Annotated in this window: 19 protein-coding genes; 9 read left to right on the plus strand and 10 right to left on the minus strand. The window is 38.6% G+C overall.

The genetic code is table 11. The features are described 5' to 3' along the window. Positions 1-144: 144 nt before the first annotated feature. The 5 genes from HNP38_RS16100 (at position 145) to HNP38_RS16120 (ending at position 4,439) form a co-directional block, all read left to right on the plus strand. Positions 145-1,536, plus strand: coding sequence for an RtcB family protein (locus tag HNP38_RS16100; RefSeq protein WP_184191390.1), 1,392 nt, complete (start codon positions 145-147; stop codon positions 1,534-1,536). 81 nt (positions 1,537-1,617) lie between these two features. Beyond that, the gene (gene prfH / locus HNP38_RS16105) at positions 1,618-2,316 is read left to right on the plus strand and encodes a peptide chain release factor H (RefSeq protein ID WP_184191392.1); all 699 of its coding nucleotides are present in this window, start codon (positions 1,618-1,620) and stop codon (positions 2,314-2,316) included. After that, complete coding sequence (locus HNP38_RS16110) at positions 2,303-2,815, plus strand: tetratricopeptide repeat protein (RefSeq protein WP_184191394.1); 513 nt, start codon at positions 2,303-2,305, stop codon at positions 2,813-2,815. Before prfH ends, HNP38_RS16110 begins: the two co-directional genes overlap by 14 nt. A 25-nt stretch (positions 2,816-2,840) precedes the next feature. Next, positions 2,841-3,443: a hypothetical protein gene (locus tag HNP38_RS16115; protein ID WP_184191397.1), complete on the plus strand. Its 603-nt coding sequence runs from the start codon at positions 2,841-2,843 to the stop codon at positions 3,441-3,443. A 3-nt stretch (positions 3,444-3,446) separates the two neighbouring features. Then, positions 3,447-4,439 (plus strand): enolase C-terminal domain-like protein, encoded by a 993-nt coding sequence (locus tag HNP38_RS16120; protein ID WP_184191399.1) that lies wholly within the window; start codon positions 3,447-3,449, stop codon positions 4,437-4,439. A 369-nt stretch (positions 4,440-4,808) separates the two neighbouring features. Here HNP38_RS16120 and HNP38_RS16125 read toward each other — a convergent pair whose 3' ends face one another. Then, positions 4,809-5,102 (minus strand): cytochrome C, encoded by a 294-nt coding sequence (locus HNP38_RS16125; RefSeq protein WP_184191401.1) that lies wholly within the window; start codon positions 5,100-5,102, stop codon positions 4,809-4,811. A 220-nt stretch (positions 5,103-5,322) separates the two neighbouring features. On the opposite strand from HNP38_RS16125, the gene meaB reads away from it, so the two are divergent. After that, entirely contained in the window at positions 5,323-6,312 is a 990-nt protein-coding gene (meaB, locus tag HNP38_RS16130; RefSeq protein WP_184191403.1) for a methylmalonyl Co-A mutase-associated GTPase MeaB, read from the plus strand. Here the strand turns inward: meaB and HNP38_RS16135 are convergent. Beyond that, a complete protein-coding gene (locus HNP38_RS16135) occupies positions 6,309-6,836 on the minus strand; it encodes a DUF4251 domain-containing protein (RefSeq protein WP_184191405.1) in 528 nt (175 codons plus the stop codon). The two genes, meaB and HNP38_RS16135, sit on opposite strands and share 4 nt — an antisense overlap. 106 nt (positions 6,837-6,942) lie before the next feature. Between HNP38_RS16135 and HNP38_RS16140 the strand changes: the two genes are divergently transcribed. Then, complete coding sequence (locus tag HNP38_RS16140; protein WP_184191407.1) at positions 6,943-7,752, plus strand: M48 family metallopeptidase; 810 nt, start codon at positions 6,943-6,945, stop codon at positions 7,750-7,752. 84 nt (positions 7,753-7,836) lie between these two features. Continuing rightward, positions 7,837-8,148 carry a hypothetical protein gene (locus HNP38_RS16145; protein WP_184191410.1) on the plus strand — a complete coding sequence of 104 codons (312 nt, stop codon included), beginning with the start codon at positions 7,837-7,839 and terminating at the stop codon, positions 8,146-8,148. Between the two features lie 36 nt (positions 8,149-8,184). On the opposite strand, the gene HNP38_RS16150 is transcribed toward HNP38_RS16145, so the two are convergent. The 8 genes from HNP38_RS16150 to HNP38_RS16185 all read right to left on the minus strand — a co-directional run bounded on the left by HNP38_RS16150 (position 8,185) and on the right by HNP38_RS16185 (position 16,140). After that, positions 8,185-8,802, minus strand: coding sequence for an outer membrane beta-barrel protein (locus HNP38_RS16150; protein WP_184191412.1), 618 nt, complete (start codon positions 8,800-8,802; stop codon positions 8,185-8,187). Beyond that, on the minus strand, positions 8,786-9,601 hold the full coding sequence (locus HNP38_RS16155; protein WP_184191414.1) for an ABC transporter ATP-binding protein: 816 nt from the start codon (positions 9,599-9,601) through the stop codon (positions 8,786-8,788). The genes HNP38_RS16150 and HNP38_RS16155 overlap by 17 nt, the downstream gene beginning before the upstream one ends. Further along, complete coding sequence (locus HNP38_RS16160; RefSeq protein WP_184191416.1) at positions 9,601-10,353, minus strand: MlaE family ABC transporter permease; 753 nt, start codon at positions 10,351-10,353, stop codon at positions 9,601-9,603. The genes HNP38_RS16155 and HNP38_RS16160 overlap by 1 nt, the downstream gene beginning before the upstream one ends. 35 nt (positions 10,354-10,388) lie before the next feature. Beyond that, the gene (locus tag HNP38_RS16165) at positions 10,389-11,759 is read right to left on the minus strand and encodes an exopolysaccharide biosynthesis polyprenyl glycosylphosphotransferase (RefSeq protein ID WP_184191419.1); all 1,371 of its coding nucleotides are present in this window, start codon (positions 11,757-11,759) and stop codon (positions 10,389-10,391) included. A gap of 43 nt (positions 11,760-11,802) precedes the next feature. Beyond that, complete coding sequence (locus HNP38_RS16170; protein ID WP_184191421.1) at positions 11,803-12,432, minus strand: 7-carboxy-7-deazaguanine synthase QueE; 630 nt, start codon at positions 12,430-12,432, stop codon at positions 11,803-11,805. A gap of 5 nt (positions 12,433-12,437) precedes the next feature. After that, positions 12,438-13,322, minus strand: coding sequence for a bifunctional 5,10-methylenetetrahydrofolate dehydrogenase/5,10-methenyltetrahydrofolate cyclohydrolase (locus HNP38_RS16175; protein WP_184191423.1), 885 nt, complete (start codon positions 13,320-13,322; stop codon positions 12,438-12,440). A gap of 103 nt (positions 13,323-13,425) precedes the next feature. Then, positions 13,426-15,066: a glucose-6-phosphate isomerase gene (pgi, locus tag HNP38_RS16180; protein ID WP_184191425.1), complete on the minus strand. Its 1,641-nt coding sequence runs from the start codon at positions 15,064-15,066 to the stop codon at positions 13,426-13,428. A gap of 162 nt (positions 15,067-15,228) precedes the next feature. Then, positions 15,229-16,140 (minus strand): DUF4349 domain-containing protein, encoded by a 912-nt coding sequence (locus HNP38_RS16185; protein WP_184191427.1) that lies wholly within the window; start codon positions 16,138-16,140, stop codon positions 15,229-15,231. 206 nt (positions 16,141-16,346) lie between these two features. Between HNP38_RS16185 and HNP38_RS16190 the strand changes: the two genes are divergently transcribed. Continuing rightward, positions 16,347-17,705: an acyl-CoA dehydrogenase family protein gene (locus tag HNP38_RS16190; RefSeq protein ID WP_184191429.1), complete on the plus strand. Its 1,359-nt coding sequence runs from the start codon at positions 16,347-16,349 to the stop codon at positions 17,703-17,705. Positions 17,706-17,769: the final 64 nt, after the last annotated feature.

A 17,769-nucleotide genomic window follows, 5' to 3' on the forward strand; every position in this document is an offset into this window, starting at 1 on the left:
AAGGTTTGCGAACATAGTTCAAAAGAATCTCTTCCTGTTATATTGATCAAAATGGCAATAATCAACTAAAATTTTAGTTGAATGATGTTTTATGCTAAAAATCTAATATCTGGCATCTGACATCTCATATCTAAAACAAAAACAATGGGAAATTTAAAACTTAAAGGAAAAGATATATTAAAACTGGGCTATCCGAACAATCAGAGTGTAAACATTGCTTTGGAGGTCATGAAAAGGAATTTTGCCACTAAAAATATTCATCATGTCAAATCTCTTTTAAAAGAAATACTGATGAGTCCGGAAAACTTTGAAAAAGACCTGGCCTTTGGGCAGATTGCGGAAGCACTGCTTTCGTCAAAGAAAACAGAAAAAAGAATGCTGAATACACAGCGTGCTTCTTTTCAGGTTTTCGGGAACAATATTTCAGAAGAAGCGAAGAACCAGTTATACACCGCTTTAAAATTGCCGGTGTCGGTTCAGGGTGCTTTAATGCCCGATGCCCATAGTGGTTACGGACTTCCGATCGGCGGGGTTCTTGCCGTGGAAAATGCCGTGATCCCTTATGGAGTGGGAATGGATATCGGCTGCAGAATGAGTCTCAGTATTTTGGATACCCCAATTTCATACCTGGACGGTGCAAAAGATAAATATGAAAAAGCACTCGCGGAGCATACCAAATTCGGGATGTACGAAACGCATAAATCTCATGGGGAACATGAAATTTTTGACAGAGATACATTCGATCTGATCCCGATTTTGAGAAGACTCAAAGGAAAAGCCATTAAGCAGATGGGAACTTCCGGTGGCGGAAACCATTTTGTGGAATTCGGGGAAGTGGAAATTACGGAAGAGGATGTCCAGATCGGGCTTCCAAAAGGGAAATACCTGGGAATCCTTTCACACAGCGGTTCCCGTGGATTAGGAGCGGAAATTGCCCAATACTACTCCAGGGTAGCAATGGAGCAATGTCCTTTGCCCAAAGAAGCACAAAACTTTGCGTGGCTGGATCTGAACACTCACCTTGGATTAGAATATTGGACAGCAATGAATTTAGCAGGAGATTACGCTTCGGCCTGTCATGATGATATCCACAGGAGGCTGGTGAAAGCCGTTGGAGGAAGAGTGAAAGCAAGGATCGAAAACCATCACAACTTTGCATGGAAAGAGATCCATAACGGGAAAGAAGTGATCGTTCACAGGAAAGGGGCCACTCCCGCCAATGAAAACGAATTGGGGATGATTCCCGGATCCATGACGGCAAAAGGATTTATCGTCCGCGGTAAAGGAAATCCTGAATCATTGAATTCCGCTTCACATGGTGCAGGGAGAGCGTATTCAAGAGGAGAATGCAGAAGCCTTTTCACTCAGAATGACATCAAAAAAGAATTGAAGCTTAAAAATGTTATCCTGATGGGTGGAAATGCCGAAGAAGCCCCGATGGCTTATAAAGACATTAATGAAGTCATGAATGCACAAAGCGAACTGGTGGATATCCTCGGAACCTTTCAGCCAAGGATCGTGAGAATGGATAAGTAATTTGGTTAATAGTTGAGAGTTGTCAGTTGATAGATTACTTCATGCTGACAACTATTAACGATCAACAGTCAACGAAAAAAAATGGAAAAAATCATACAAATTACCTCAGGAAGAGGGCCTTTGGAATGCCAGTGGGTGGTTGCCAAAGTTCTGAAGGCTTTCCTTGAGGAAGCAAAACAGGAAAAAATAGAATACGGGATCATCCATAGAGAAAACGGGGATGAAAACCTGACCCTGAAATCCGTAACCCTGCTTTTAAAAGGAAAAGACCTATCTCAATTTTTAAAAGGATGGTTGGGAAGTATCTGCTGGACTGGAAAAAGCACGTTCAGAAAGCTGCATAAAAGAAGCAATTGGTATATTGGTGTTTTTGAGCTGGAGGGACTGGAGGAAATACACTTTAATGAAAAAGAGATTCAGTTTCAGACCACGAGAAGCCAGGGAAGCGGAGGACAGAATGTAAATAAAGTAAATACAGCTGTTCGGGCAACCCATGTACCAACGGGACAAAGCGTTTTTGTGCAGGATTCACGTTCACAACTGGAGAATAAAAAGCTTTCCATTATTCGCTTAAAAGAAAAAATAATGGGGTTGCATATTCAGCAGCTGGAAAATAAGATGCAGGAAACGTGGAACAATCACCTGCAGGTACAGAGAGGAAACCCTGTCCGGACATTTACCGGGACAGATTTTAAAAAGAATAATAAGGATAAATCTTTCAAAAAACAAAGAAGTATCCTGAAAAATGAACTTAAAAATTATAAAAATGACCTTAACTAAAAATAAATACTACTTTGAGGCTTTGGACAACTACCCATACAGCCTTCCACAATGCCTGGAAGCATTGAACTATGCGTTGTCCTATGATCCTGAAGATGCGGACAGCCTATGCCTGATGGGGAGACTGCATACTGAAATTCTGAATGACTATGAAACGGCAAAGACCTATTTCGAAGAAGCTATGCAGAGTAATATTAATAACATCAGTACTCCCAAATATTATATTCACTGCCTTTTAAATAATGAAGATTATGAAGAAGCGGAAAAATTAATAGAGTTTGCTTTGAAAATAAAAGGAATAGATAAAGCGAATATCCTGTATTGGAAATCTCTTCTGTTTGAAAAAAGAAGAGAATATGATAAGGCTCTGGAGCAAATAAAGGAAGCTGGAAAATTTAGCTATAATAAGAACATGACCGATTTCCTGGAAGCCAGAGAGAAGTTTGTGAAAGATAAAATGCCGAAAAAGAAAAATAAAAAAAAGAAGGGGACGAAATAAGTCTCCTTTTTTGTAGCTTTAATCTATGAAACACTTTATTTTTTTAATCTTATTGATAATTATTTCGTGTAAAAAGGCAGAGCCTCAGATCAAAATTCTTCAAAAAGATACAGATTTGGATTTAAGATATGAAGTTTTGAATCAATTGATTGAGAGTGATTCTTCAACCTATGCAATGGATAAGTTCCTATATATTACTACACTAAGAAGGGTTTATCTTTATGAAAATGAGAGTGATGAACCAAAACCAATTGGAATAACCTTAAAATATGACTCGATTTTCTCTCAAAAGGATTCTGCTTATTATAGGAATCAGGAAAAAATAATTTTAGGTTTTGGATTTGATAAAACCAGAATTAATCAAAAATTACAGTATGCTACAGATGAGGAACTTCACAAATTAGATCATAATAAAGGTGATGATTTTTGGACCGAATTTGAGAAAAAATATGGAAGAAAATGTATTCGTAGTTTTTCTGTGCCCTTTTTTAACAAAGATAAAACAATGTGTATTGTTCAAAACTCGATCTCCTGTGGTTATTTAAACGCGAACGGGTATACTGCAATTTATAAAAAAATCAATGGGAAATGGACAGAAATAAAATCGTTTGATCACTGGATAAGCTAGAATATGAAGATCAATTTTATAATAAAACAGCTCCAACTAAAAGAAACATTTTCCATTGCTTACGGAAACTATGATAAAAGACAGGCGTTGCTCGTAGAATTATCTTATCTGGACAGCAAAGGATACGGGGAATGTGTAGAGATAGATTATTATCACATCAGTCTTCAAAACTTTGTCTTAAAATTAAAGGAAATCCAATCAGCAATTGAAGCTCACAAAATCGTCCACCCGAAAGAATTTTTTCAGTTTCTTTTGAGCTTGAATCTGCATCCTTTTTTACTCTCCGCTTTAGACTGTGCGTATTGGGATCTGTTTGGAAAACTGGAGAATAAAAGTTTTATTGAGCTTAATCGGCTTCCTGCCGAACATTTGACGGAAAGCTCAATAACCATTTCCGTAGACACTATTGATGAACAGATCCGGAAAATTGAAGAAAGCCTATGGAATAAATTTAAAGTAAAATGCAAAGGATTAGATAAAAACAATGTTGAAAAGCTTTTACTTTCCGATAGGAATATCGCGTTGGATTCCAATGCGAGTTTTACGGATGAAGACTGTATCTGGTTGCAGGAAAATGCGGGTATTCAGAAATTCCTGTATCTGGAACAGCCAAGGCCAATCGACCAATATCGGATTTTAAGAAAAGACCGTTTTGCCAACTGGATGGCAGATGAAGATTGCCAGAATATAGAATCACTGGATGAGTTGATCCCTTACTATAAAAGCATCAATATAAAACTGATGAAATGCGGAGGCCTAACACCGGCTTTACAAATGATCCGTAAAGCAAAGGAACTAGGCTATAAGATCATGGTCGGATGCATGACAGAATCGTCTGTAGGAATATCTGCCGGATGCGTCCTGACAGGCCTTACAGATTATGCAGACCTGGATGGAGCCAATCTTATTTCCAATGATTATGCCACCGGAAATTTTGTGGAGAACGGGAAAATAATACTATCCGGCAAACCTGGTTTGGGAATAGACTTGAAGTAGAACACTCTCAAAAAACCTGATGAAGAGAAAAACCGGCCTTTTATTCATCATAACAACAAAAGCTGAATACAAAATAAATAAAAACCCTTACAAATTAATCAGACTATACAAACTTTAAAACATAATCATCAGTTAAATCCGCCCAATCTGCGGGAGAAAATAGATTAAAGATAAATTTTAATTAAGCATCCCCGACTGCCATTCCTGTGAAGGAGGAATCTCATGTAAGCTTAATTCATCCACTTACACCATACCCAGAACAAGAATAATTTAGTATTGTCATTCCGTAGAAACCTAACGAAGTAGTTCGACGAAGTCAATCTAAACCGTATTGAGGTGCTTTGACTGGCTTTAAACCAATCTGTTAAATTACTTCTTTACAGAAACAACATAATCATAAACCCACTGGTGTTGCTCCTCTGTCAGTTTTGCTTTAGGAGCCATAGAATTCATGATCCCTACCCATTGTACAGAAGTATAGGCCGTTGGCTTTGGCAGCTCGTGGCATTTACCGCATGAGTTTTCAAAAATAGTTTTCCCTTGGGCAAGTTGTTCAGCTGTAGACACTGCAGGTCCCGCAGAGGCAGTAGGAGTTGTGGCTTTTGGTGTACAGGAAGCCAGCAAAACAGCAGTAAATGAGGCTACAGCAATGAATTTTTTCATGAGTTTAAAATTTGATTGAAAACAAATGTAATAAATTCCTCCTGCCATTAAGAAAAGAGAACGTAGTTTTAATTTAGAAGAAATAAAAGTAACAACACATAAGGTTGTGAATTCATTTTATTTGTCAATTTCTAGAAATTCGTTTGTGAAGTAAAATTCACTATTCACAATTGACTATTCACCATCTACTTTCTCACATTTAATTATTATTTTTGATTCGATGAAATTTTCTACAGAAGAGCTAATAGAAGGAATACAATCCGGCAATAAACGCCTGATCGCAAAAGCTATTACCCTGGTGGAAAGTAAAAAAGCAGAGCACAGGCAGCAGGCAGAAGAACTTTTGAAAAAAATAATGCCCCTTACGGGCAATTCCATAAGAGTAGGCGTAACTGGCGTACCCGGTGCCGGAAAATCTACATTTATAGAAAATTTCGGAAGGCTGGCTATTTCTGACGGCAAAAAAGTGGCGGTATTAGCCATCGATCCAAGCTCAGCCATTAATAAAGGCAGTATTTTAGGAGACAAAACACGGATGGAAGAACTGGCCAGAGAAGAAAATGCCTTTATCCGTCCTTCACCAAGCTCCGGTTTCTTAGGCGGGGTTGCCAATACCACTTTCGAGACCATGATGATCTGTGAAGCCGCAGGATACGATTATATTCTTATAGAAACAGTGGGAGTAGGGCAGTCCGAGGTTTTGGTGGCCGATATTACCGATGTTTTTTTATTCCTGAAAATTATCGGTGGCGGAGATGAGCTTCAGGGAATAAAGCGGGGCATCATGGAAATGGTGGATGTGATTTTTATTAATAAAGTGGAAGAGGATAATCTCAACAAAGCAAAAAATACCCGTCTGGAGCTCAAAAGAGCCCTGGATTTTATCCCGCCGAAGGAAAAAAACTGGAAAGTCCCGGTGCTTTTAGGTTCTGCATTGCACAGTGAAGGGCTAGAAGAAGTCTATACCACTATTGATCAGTTCATCAGCCTGAAAAAGAAAACCGGGAGCTTTGAAGCTGTCAGGACCCGGCAGGCAGAAAAAAGATTTGATTATTGGGTGCAGGAATACATTTTATCTGTGATGAAAAAGAGTAATTCTGTAGAAGAGGCTTATATACAGCACAAAAAAAATGCCTCGGCCATGATCTCAAATCCCAGTACCGAAGCAAAATTATTTGTTGAAAGATTTCTTTCTAAAGATCAGGATTAAAGTTTGGTTTCGTTCATAGAAATATATCCGTCATAAGATATTGGCTGCCTATCGGTACTTCTCATTGAAGTAAAGGCTTTTCCGTTCTTAAAGACCTCTATGATAATTTCCGTAACATCTTTTACATCATTGGGTTTTATTCTTACCACCCAGTTCCCTTTTTTATTCTGAGATTTGTTCACTGTAAAATCTTTGGAAACAAATCTATAGCTGTTATCATTATTATAATTAGGTCTGAAGGATCTGCCGAAATACGGAAGAACAACATCCAGGGTATTACTTCTTAATTCTACCGTATAATTGGCATCCAGCTCCAACATCCTGGTGGAAGTGGCATTCGGCATAGAATTCATCAGGTTGATCACATCATAATTGGTAGGATTAGCCCTTTGCGCATGGAAGGTAAATTCCTGAGAACTGACCCATGCATCTACCGTTTTTGAATCCACTGTACTCTGAGAAGAGCAGCTTTGAAAGAAAAATAAAAATCCAAAAACAAATAGAATTGAAATATACTTTTTCATGACCTTAATAATTATTAAATTTAGATAGCAAAATGTATGCAAATCTTCTTCCGGAATATTTTTTGGAATAAAAATTGTTAAGGTTGAATTAATAACACTCTAAACTATGAAAATAACACATCTATTAGGAATAGGAGCAATGGTAATGTCTGTTGCAGCCTGTACCACAAACCCGATCACGGGAAGATCTTCTTTGCAGCTCGCCAACAACTCAGAAATCATGACGATGTCTGCACAGGAATATAAAACAACCCTGTCCAAAGGTAAGGTGATTACCGGAACAGCGGATGCAAAAAGAGTGGCCAATGTAGGAACCAGAATAAAAAGTGCTGCCGAAAAATACTATCAGAGTATAGGAAGATCAGCAGACTTAGCTAATTATAAATGGGAATTTAATCTTTTACAGAGCAATGAGCTGAACGCATGGTGTATGCCTGGCGGAAAAGTGGCTGTATACACCGGAATATTACCGGTAACCAAAGATGAAAACGGATTGGCGGTAGTAATGGGGCATGAAGTATCCCACGCATTGGCAGGCCACGGAAACGAAAGGATCTCCCAAGCTATGGTAGCACAATATGGAGGAGCCATTTTGGGAAGCACCATATCCAATTCTCAATGGGCAGGAATTTTCGAGCAGGTATATCCTATAGGATCACAGGTTGCCCTATTGAAATACGGAAGAAACCAGGAATCCGAAGCAGATAAAATGGGATTATATTTAATGGGTATGGCAGGGTATGATCCGAGGGCGGCGATACCATTCTGGAACAGAATGGAAGCAGCCTCTGCAGGAAGTAGCAGGCCACCTCAGTTTTTATCTACCCACCCGAATCCTGAAACAAGAATTTCAGATATCCAGAAAGACCTGCCAAAAGCTTTGGAATATTATAAGGCTGCCGGTGGAAAAATATAGCTATTAGAATTTTAATCCTGATGAAGCCTTATTAAATTTTTATTACATTTGATAAGGCTTTTTAATTTTATTAAACACAACATTATGAAGAGTTTATCATTTACCGGACTTATTCTTTTAGCTGTATCAGCATTACTTTTTTATCTTACAACGAACTTTGCGGTGGAAGAAATCAAGCTTAATCATATTATGGGAATGATGGCCGGGGTAGGACTTGGGCTTATTATCGGCGGAATGGTGGGATATATAAGTAAAGGCAGTGCCATTAAAGAAGAGCAGAAAAGAAAAGAATTTAAGCAGCTCCAAAAAGATAAAGTAGAATTGGAAAAACAGGCTGCCGAGATTGCAAAACGTCAGGCAGAACTGGACAATCAAAATAAAAATCCTCAGGTTTAAACTGAGGATTTTTTTATAGTTGTTATTTTCTTTTGATCAGAATTTATAACCTATACCTACCATAAATAAGTTGGCACGGTTGTCATATCGGATCTCTTCACCGGATATACGGTTAATGAAATTTCTCTGGTCTTTACTGAACGCTCCTTCATATCTTGCATTCACGATCAGCTTTTTGATCTCCAGCTGTGCGCCAAACTGATAACCTACAGTAAAATTATCCCTGGCATTTTCCTTAAAATCATTGAAAGTATCTTCTTTGCTGAGGTTATAGCTGGCAACCGGGCCTACAAAAATGCCCAACATATTCCCCAGAACATTATAACCCAACAGGACAGGCATGTCTATACGGTTGTTTTTGATATCAAAAGTTGTATTGGAAACAGGATCCGTGAATTCATTTTTGAAAGTAGTATAATATAATTCCGGCATTACATAAAATGCTACAGGAAGTCCTACTTTTAACGAAAGTCCCGCATTAAATCCTACATTGTTTTTTCCTTCCCCTTCAATAGCTTGGTTCACAGTTCCTTTAATATTCTTCCATGAAGGAGAACCTGTAGGAAAAATTAAATTAGCTTTACCTGCAAGAGAAATTTGTGCAGAAGCGAACATGGAAAAACTTATTAATGCTATACTAAGTACCTTTTTCATTGTCGTCTAATTTTGTGATTGTATTATCTATGGTCTTGTTATTTTCCAGTAAATATTCTCTCAATTCCTTAAACAGTTCTGATGAATAAACGAAATCGATGAGGTTTTTATTGCCTGCCGTGATCAGGATGTCTTTGTTGCCTTCCCATTCTTTAATGCCTAATCTCAGGTAAACAATTTTTTCACCTATCGTCATTACTGAATTCATATCATGGGTATTGATGATCGTTGTAGTGTTGTATTCCTTTGTGATCTCAAGCAGCAGGTCATCAATCACATTGGATGTATAGGGATCCAGTCCTGAGTTAGGCTCATCACAGAATAAATATTTGGGATGGTTCACAATAGCTCTTGCAATAGCTACACGCTTCTGCATTCCTCCGGAAATTTCAGACGGAAATTTTCTGTTGGCTTTATCCAGGTGTACCCTGCCTATTACCTCAAAAACCCTTCTTTTCTTTTCCCTGAATGTCAGATTGGTAAACATATCCAGCGGAAACATAATGTTCTCTTCCACCGTTAAGGAATCAAACAAAGCGCTCCCCTGAAATAGAGTGCCTATTTCAGATCTCAGATGCTGCTTCTGTTCCCTGTTCATGATGTTGATATCTCGTCCGTCAAAAAGGATCTCTCCTGAAGATGGCTGATAGACATTTAATAAGCTTTTAAGAAAAACAGTCTTTCCGGAACCACTCTGCCCGATAATCAGGTTTACTTTTCCTTTATCAAAAGTGGTTGAAATTCCTTTAAGTACTTCAACGTCATCAAAACTCTTCTTAAGATTTTTTACCTCAATCATCAGCTTAATATTAATTGGGTTAAAATTAATTCGGAAATGATAATGAATACCATAGTCCAAACCACGGCCTGTGTACTAGCCCTTCCTACTTCAAGTGAGCCTCCCTTTACGGTATAACCAAAATAAGAAGGAACCGTAGCGATAATGAAGGCAAAAACAGTTGTTTTAGTGAATGCGTAATAAATAAAAAGATTGGGCATATACATTTGGATACCCGTAATATAATCTGCTTCCGTCCAGTTTCCGGTTAAAATTCCCGCAACATATCCTCCTGCGATACCAAATACAATACTGATGGCAATAAGCAAGGGATTAAAAATGATACAGGCAATTATTTTGGGAAGAATTAAAAAATTGGGAGAATTCACACCCATGATATCCAATGCATCAATCTGTTCAGAAACCCTCATCGTTCCTATACTTGAAGCAATATATGAGCCCACTTTGCCGGCTAAGATCAGGCTGATAATAGTGGGAGAGAACTCCAGGATCAATACGGCTTTTGTAGCATATCCCACAAATGCAGGCGGAATAGGAAATGAAGAAGCATCAAAATTATTAAACATCTGGATGGCAACTACCGCTCCTACGAATATAGAGGTGAAAATAACTAATCCGAATGAGTTGACACCAAGATCATTGATTTCTCTCATGAACAGCTTCCAGAATACTCTCATTTTCTGAGGTTTCTGGATGGCTTTACCAAGAAGGATAATGTATTCTCCTACAGCTGTGAAAAACTTTTTTAACATGCAGCAAAATTAAACTTTTTTTATTAAAGCGTTCTTTATTTTGCGTTTTTATCTCCGCCTATAACCAATAAAACGGTTTTTAAAATGATCACCAGATCCAGGACAAAACTCCAGTTCCTTACATAAAAGGAATCCGCCAGAACGCGTTTGTTCATTTCCACTTCGGCATTGCCGAAATCCCCTCTCAATCCGTTTACCTGGGCAAGGCCAGTGATTCCCGGGTTTACCATGCTTCTCAGACTGTATCTTCCTATTTTCGGCTTATAATAATTGTCAACAGCCAGCATATGAGGGCGGGGACCTACTACAGACATCTCGCCTCTGAGTACATTGATAAACTGCGGCATTTCATCCAGACTGGTTTTCCTGAGGAATTTCCCTATTTTGGTGATCCTGGAGTCATTCTCTTCGGTAGTTTTGGTAGAAGATTCTTCATTCACAACCATCGTCCGGAATTTGATACAGGTGAAAATTTCTTCATGAAAACCATATCTTTTTTGCAGGAAAAAGACCGGGCCTTTGGTGGTGGCCTTTATCAGAATGGCAATAATAGGAAACAGCCAGGAACAGATGAATACCAGTACAAAAACAGAAAAGACAATATCCGTAGTTCTTTTCACTAAAAAATTGGCATAATAATCCAGGGGATATCTTGCCTGGTTCAGAACAGGCTGGGTTTGTATATAAGCAAGGTCATAAAGGAAAAAATCACTTTGGGTAATACTCGGGATCAATGAAATATGTACTTTATTGGCTTCCGCCAGCCTGAATATCTCACTTTCGGTATTCTCGCCAAATGAATTTTCTGCAGATAGAAACAGGGTGTGAATCCCATTCTCCTTCCAAAAACCTACCAGATCCTCTATGCTGATATTAGCTTCATTATAATCAAAGATCCTGTATCCGTAATCCTTCCTTTCGGTGAATATGTTCCTTAAGATTTCTGTTGAGCTGTTTTCTCCCAAAAACATCACATTCCGGTAATTGACTCCCAGACTTCGGAAAGATTTAATACCAAAATAAATGATTGATTTGATAAGAAATATAAAGAAAAACAAATAAAAGGAAAGCCAGTACGTATCTGAATTAAAAAAAGCATTGTAACTTACCTTTCCAATCAACAAGACGCCAATGGTAAATAGCAGGAAATGAATTAAAAGACGTTCAAGAAACAGGGTATAAGTTAAGTTCCTCGGGATGTTATAAATTTTTGTCCTGCCACTTAAAAGCATCCAGAATAAAAATAATAAAAGTAAAGAGAAAATATTCTGATACCAGGTTTCCGGGCTGTATTTCAGCTCTTTATTCCGGCTGATAAAAAAAAACATGAAAATAGATGCAATAACCACCAGGTCAAGCAAAATGATAATCGATTTTAAATATCTTGAATATCGAATTCTTTGCATCTATTACTATTATAAACGATACGAATAGCTAAAATAAGTATTTTTATGGTATATTCAGGTATTTATGTGTCTGAACAGAGGCCTGCCACTCCGGGTGAGTCAGGATGAAATCTGTAATTTTAGGATACATTTCATCACGCTTGCTCCATTCGCTTTGAAGATAAAGCCTGCAATTTTCAGAAACCTTGGCGGCCTGCTCTTCAGCAAATATGAAATCATGGTTATTGAACACAATCACCTTCAGTTCGTCAGCCTTTTGATATATTTCTTCCTTGGGAAGGCCTGTTTTTTTAGGAGAAAGAGTGATCCAGTCCAAATGACCGCTCATAGGGTACGCCCCTGAAGTTTCAATATGAACGGTACATCCCTGTTCCTTTAACCGTGAGGTCAGGACTTCCAGATTCCACATCAATGGCTCGCCGCCTGTTAAAACAATTGTTTTGCAGTGTCTTGCCGCAATATCGGCAATCTCTTCAGCATTCATCAGGGGATGCAGATCCGGATTCCAGCTTTCCTTCACGTCACACCAGTGGCAACCAACATCGCAGCCGCCTAACCGGATGAAATAAGCTGCTTTTCCGGTATGGGCGCCTTCACCCTGTAAAGTGTAAAAATGCTCCATCACAGGGAGCATTTTACCTTCTTTTAATAAAATATCTTCTTCTTTGTTCATTGTAATTAGTCATTATAGACCGAAGTTTTGTAGGCAATGAGGGTGTTTTTCATCAGCATTGCCCTCGTCATAGGCCCTACGCCTCCGGGTACGGGAGTGATCCATCCTGCTTTCGTTGCACAGCTGTCAAAATCCACATCACCTGCAAGATGATAGCCTTTTTCAGAGTCATCATCCACTCTTGTAATTCCTACATCAATCACTACAGCTCCTTCTTTGATCATATCTCCTTTCAGGAAGTTAGGATCTCCCAAGGCTGTAATCACAATATCAGCCTGTTTTGTATATTCTTCAATATCTTTGGTATAAGAGTGGGTAAGGGTAACGGTAGAATTCCCCGGGAAATCCTTTCGGCCCATCAGGATACTCATAGGCCTTCCTACAATTTTACTTCTTCCTATGATTACACAGTCTTTTCCTTTGGTTTCAATGTTATATCTTTCCAGTAACGTCAGAATTCCAAACGGTGTTGCCGGCAAAAAAGTGTCCATTTCCAGAGCCATTTTCCCAAAATTCTCAGGATGGAAGCCATCCACATCCTTTCTGGGATCAATAGCCAAAATGATCTTTTCCTGGTCGATCTGGCCGGGTAACGGTAATTGAACGATAAATCCGTCAACTGCTTTAGACTTGTTCAGTTCATCAATTTTTTCCAGCAATTCCGATTCCGAAACAGTACTTGGGAATTTTAAAAGCGTAGAACGGAATCCTACTTCTTCACAATCTTTTACCTTACTGTTTACATAAGCTTTGCTGGCTCCGTTGTTTCCTACAAGAATAGCCACCAAATGGGGTGCCCTTCTCTTGTTTTCAAGAATTTTTTCAACTTCAGCCTTGATTTCAGCTTTTATTTCTTTGGATACCTTAAGTCCGTCAAGAATTTCTGCCATTTTACTTTTTTATTACTTTTATTAGAGTTTTAGATTTAGAAGTCATATGTTAGAAGATGAGATTTATACTTTCATTATCATCACATCAGCTTATGATCGTATTTTATTTATTTCCTTTATAATAATTGATCAGTCCGTTGGTAGAACTGTCATGGGAACCGATTAATTCATTGCTTTCAAGCTCAGGCAATATTTTATTGGCTAAAACTTTTCCCAATTCCACGCCGAACTGGTCGAAGCTGAATATATTCCAGATCACACCCTGTACAAAGATCTTATGTTCATACAAGGCAATTAGCTGGCCCAATGAAAAAGGAGTTAATTCTTTGAATAATAATGAATTAGTAGGGGTGTTCCCGTGGAAGACCTTAAAGTTCAGAAGCCTGTCGATCTCCTCATCGGATTTTCCTGCATTTCTCAGTTCTTCTTCCACTTCATCCTCAGATTTACCGAATGCAAGTGCCTCAGTCTGAGCAAAAAAGTTAGCTAACAGCTTTTCCTGATGGTCAGATACTTCATTACAGCTTTTTACATAAGCGATAAAATCTGCCGGGATCAGTTCAGTTCCCTGATGAATAAGCTGGTAAAAAGCATGCTGCCCGTTTGTTCCCGGCTCTCCCCAAATGATAGGCCCTGTCTCATATTCTACAAATGAGCCGCTTCTGTCCACACATTTTCCGTTACTCTCCATATCTCCTTGCTGAAGATAGGCTGTAAACCTGTCCAGATATTGAGAGTATGGCAGGATTGCATAGCTTGTTGCAGCATAGAAATTACGGTACCAGATCCCTAAAAGTCCCATTAAGACAGGAATATTCTCGGAAAAATCCGCTGATTGAAAATGCTGGTCTGTATCATAAGCTCCTTTTAAAAGTTCTTCAAAATTTTCATATCCTACGGCAAGTACGATACTTAATCCGATCGCACTCCAAAGAGAATACCTGCCACCAACCCAGTCCCAGAATTCAAAGATGTTTTCTTCTGCAATTCCGAACTTTTTAACTTCTTGAATATTAGTGGATAAAGCTACGAAATGCCTGGCTACATCTTCCTGTTTTCCTGCTTTCAGGAACCAGTCTCTTGCCGAAAGGGCATTCGTCATCGTCTCCTGTGTGGTAAATGTTTTAGAAGCAATGATGAATAAAGTGGTTTCCGGGTTTAAGTTTTTAACGACTTCAGCAATATGATTTCCGTCTACATTGGAAACAAAGTGAACATTTAACCTGGTTTTAAAATGTTTCAAAGCCGAACAAACCATCACAGGTCCCAAATCTGAACCCCCGATTCCGATATTCACAACATCGGTAATCTCTTTTCCGCTGAAACCTTTATGCTCTCCTGAAATGATTTTTTCAGAAAAAGACTTCATATGCTCAAGTACTCTTTTGATCTGAGGCTTGATATTTTCGCCCTCAACGAGGATTTCCTTACCGGAAAAGTCTCTTAATGCGGTATGAAGAACGGCCCTTCCTTCCGTTTCATTGATCTTATCCCCCGAAAACATCCTGGAAATAGCGTCTTTTAACTGGCATTCTTCGGCCAGATCTAATAAAAGCTCTTTTGTCCTCGAATCAATCAGGTTTTTAGAATAATCAAAAAGAAAATTGCTTCTTTTCACGGAAAATTCTTCAAAACGATCCGGATTGTATTGAAAAAGGCTTCTCAGATCAAAATCATTATTTTCGAAGTGTTCATCAAGTGCTTTCCAGCTGTGGGTTTGTATAGGATTTATTTTTGATAGCATAGTATATTCAAAATTTAAAATTCAAGTTGAAAAATCAATGGTTTTATTAAGGATCTTGAAATTAAAGTGCAAATTTACGGAAAAATAAAACCTCCGGAAAAATCGGAGGCTGGTAAAATCTAAAATTATGATGATAACCCTAAGGTTAGGATAGCTTATGTATTATTCAGAAAGAGTCTGGTCATTGGTTTTCGGGGATTTTCTTTTTCTGATAAAATAAAGGGCTGCTGCAATAATCAGTAGTATCGGCCAGATGGTAACCAGTCCCACAATAATTTTCTGGATCAGGTAAAATCCTTCTACAAAGGCATTTTTGATATCGTAAATGAAATTGAACTGATATTTATTATCAATGTTCTTAGTATTGGTAACCGCCATTTCAGCAATGCGAAGCTGAGGCTCTTTGATGTAAATATCAACTTTGCTATACTTCAGGTTATCTGTAACATCCATATTGGCAAGCTGCTGAAGATTGCCTTCCGCCATATTTTCATCGTCCATTTTTACCTTATCCTTATTGGTCTTAAGCTGGGAAATGTTTTCATCTGTTTTCTGGATCCTCTTACCTTCCAGTTCAGCATATTTTATGCTGGAAGTTACATCTTCGGCGTTAATGATCCTTGAGTTTAAGAATAGCTTTTTATTGTTGATCAGCGTAAGAAGCTCACCAAGCTTTTCCGTGGGTACCCGTACCTGCATGGTGTTTTCCGTTTGGTACTTTTTGATCAGCGTGGCCTCTTCGTCAGAGGTAGTATAGGTATTTTCTGAAACTACATTACTTTGTAAATTACTGTGAGTAACAAATCCGCCCAGATCCTGAACCGATTTTTCAATAGCGATCGTTGCTTCATACACATCTTTGACTTCCATGTTAACGTCTGCCGTTTTGATGAACTGTTTATCTTTTACGGTCATGGTAGCTGCAGAAGATACACTGTCGGAAACTACAGCTGAAGCAGAATCTGCTGTTGCCTCCATTTTATAGTTACTTTCTGCCACTTCTCCTTTTTTACATGAATAAATGCCTAATAAGATCACAGATGCTAAGGATAATTTGATATAAGTAGTTTTCATAATGTTGATTTTTAATGTTTTGCTTACCTCAAAGTTCAGCCTGAATTTTTTGTAATGTTTGAAAAATGACAGGAAAACACTTGTAAAGAATGGGTGGGAAATAATATTCTGTAAATCAGTGTTTTGTAAAATGAGTGTGAGTTCAAAGGATTGGTTTCGGAGTGATTTTTGCTGTCTTTTACAAAACCAATCATAAACAATTCACAATGTCAAATCCTTTTTCTAAAATCAGAAGCGTAATAGAATTATTCAGAGCCATAGACTTTGATCAGTTAAGTGCTATTTCTCAGAAAGTAGATCTGCCAAAGTTGATGCAGAACTTTTCAAAACTGGATGATAAACAGATGAGCGGATTAATGAAAATGCTTGATCCGGATAAATCTAAAAAAGAGCTGCCGCCGATTGATGGTGACTTTTATGATATTTACCATACTCTGACCCCTGAACAAAGAGAAATTCAGCTGAAAGTAAGAGCGTTTATGGAGAAAGAGGTGAAGCCTCTGGTCAATCATTACTGGCTTAGGGATGAGTTTCCGTTCGAATTAATTCCAAAATTCCGGGAGCTGAATATTTGTGGGGTAACGTATGAAGGGTATGGCTGTCCCGGGATGCCCTTTTTAATGGAAGGTGTTATTGCTATGGAAATGGCAAGGATTGATGCTTCTATTGCTACATTCTTTGGGGTGCAGTCGGGTCTTGCAATGGGGTCAATATATATCTGTGGTTCCGAAGAGCAGAAACAGAAATGGCTTCCGCAAATGCAGAAATTTGAAAAAATAGGAGCATTCGGGCTTACGGAACCGGAAGTGGGTTCCGGAGCAGCGGGCGGCTTAACGGTAACCTGTAAAAAAACTCCTGAAGGCTGGATTCTTAACGGGCAGAAAAAATGGATCGGGAATGCCACTTTTGCAGATCTGGTGATCATCTGGGCAAGAGATCTGGATGATGGTGAAGTAAAAGGATTTATTGTAGAAAAAGACAATCCGGGTTATTCCGTTGAAAAGATCAAAGGAAAAATGGCACTCCGAATCGTGCAGAACGGTCTGATCACCTTGAAAGAATGTTTGATTACCGAAGAAAACAGGCTGCAATATGCCAATTCATTCAAAGATACCGGAAAAGTACTGAGAATGACAAGGGCCGGCGTAGCATGGATGGCCACCGGATGTGCAAGGGGAGCTTATGAAAGCGCATTGGATTATACCAGAAAAAGGGAACAGTTCGGGAAGCCCATTGCTTCTTTTCAGATGATCCAGGGGCATTTGGTGGAAATGCTTTCTAACCTGACAGCTATGCAGACAATGGTTTTCAGGCTATCCGAAATGCAGGATGAAGGGATTCTGAAAGACGAGCATGCTTCTCTGGCTAAAGTGTTCTGCACGCTGAGAACACGAGATATTGTTTCCAGAGCGAGAGAAGTGATGGGTGGAAACGGGATCCTTCTGGAATATGATGTTGCAAGATTTGTGGCCGATGCAGAAGCTATTTATTCTTATGAGGGAACAAAAGAGATCAATTCATTGATAGTAGGGCGGTCTATTACAGGATTCAGTGCGTTTGTATAATAGTAAATGGTCAATAGTCAATTGACTTCGTTGTCGAATTTTTTAAATTCACTTGCGCAGCAAA

Source organism: Chryseobacterium defluvii, assembly GCF_014204415.1.
GTDB lineage: Bacteria > Bacteroidota > Bacteroidia > Flavobacteriales > Weeksellaceae > Chryseobacterium > Chryseobacterium defluvii_A.

What these genes read in the sequence shown, in the direction of transcription:
- HNP38_RS16100 (WP_184191390.1), top strand. Translation starts at nt 145, where the DNA reads ATGGGAAATTTAAAACTTAAAGGAAAAGATATATTAAAACTGGGCTAT.
- prfH (WP_184191392.1), top strand. Translation starts at nt 1,618, where the DNA reads ATGGAAAAAATCATACAAATTACCTCAGGAAGAGGGCCTTTGGAATGC.
- HNP38_RS16110 (WP_184191394.1), top strand. Translation starts at nt 2,303, where the DNA reads ATGACCTTAACTAAAAATAAATACTACTTTGAGGCTTTGGACAACTAC.
- HNP38_RS16115 (WP_184191397.1), top strand. Translation starts at nt 2,841, where the DNA reads ATGAAACACTTTATTTTTTTAATCTTATTGATAATTATTTCGTGTAAA.
- HNP38_RS16120 (WP_184191399.1), top strand. Translation starts at nt 3,447, where the DNA reads ATGAAGATCAATTTTATAATAAAACAGCTCCAACTAAAAGAAACATTT.
- HNP38_RS16125 (WP_184191401.1), bottom strand. Translation starts at nt 5,102, where the DNA reads ATGAAAAAATTCATTGCTGTAGCCTCATTTACTGCTGTTTTGCTGGCT.
- meaB (WP_184191403.1), top strand. Translation starts at nt 5,323, where the DNA reads ATGAAATTTTCTACAGAAGAGCTAATAGAAGGAATACAATCCGGCAAT.
- HNP38_RS16135 (WP_184191405.1), bottom strand. Translation starts at nt 6,836, where the DNA reads ATGAAAAAGTATATTTCAATTCTATTTGTTTTTGGATTTTTATTTTTC.
- HNP38_RS16140 (WP_184191407.1), top strand. Translation starts at nt 6,943, where the DNA reads ATGAAAATAACACATCTATTAGGAATAGGAGCAATGGTAATGTCTGTT.
- HNP38_RS16145 (WP_184191410.1), top strand. Translation starts at nt 7,837, where the DNA reads ATGAAGAGTTTATCATTTACCGGACTTATTCTTTTAGCTGTATCAGCA.
- HNP38_RS16150 (WP_184191412.1), bottom strand. Translation starts at nt 8,802, where the DNA reads ATGAAAAAGGTACTTAGTATAGCATTAATAAGTTTTTCCATGTTCGCT.
- HNP38_RS16155 (WP_184191414.1), bottom strand. Translation starts at nt 9,601, where the DNA reads ATGATTGAGGTAAAAAATCTTAAGAAGAGTTTTGATGACGTTGAAGTA.
- HNP38_RS16160 (WP_184191416.1), bottom strand. Translation starts at nt 10,353, where the DNA reads ATGTTAAAAAAGTTTTTCACAGCTGTAGGAGAATACATTATCCTTCTT.
- HNP38_RS16165 (WP_184191419.1), bottom strand. Translation starts at nt 11,759, where the DNA reads ATGCAAAGAATTCGATATTCAAGATATTTAAAATCGATTATCATTTTG.
- HNP38_RS16170 (WP_184191421.1), bottom strand. Translation starts at nt 12,432, where the DNA reads ATGAACAAAGAAGAAGATATTTTATTAAAAGAAGGTAAAATGCTCCCT.
- HNP38_RS16175 (WP_184191423.1), bottom strand. Translation starts at nt 13,322, where the DNA reads ATGGCAGAAATTCTTGACGGACTTAAGGTATCCAAAGAAATAAAAGCT.
- pgi (WP_184191425.1), bottom strand. Translation starts at nt 15,066, where the DNA reads ATGCTATCAAAAATAAATCCTATACAAACCCACAGCTGGAAAGCACTT.
- HNP38_RS16185 (WP_184191427.1), bottom strand. Translation starts at nt 16,140, where the DNA reads ATGAAAACTACTTATATCAAATTATCCTTAGCATCTGTGATCTTATTA.
- HNP38_RS16190 (WP_184191429.1), top strand. Translation starts at nt 16,347, where the DNA reads ATGTCAAATCCTTTTTCTAAAATCAGAAGCGTAATAGAATTATTCAGA.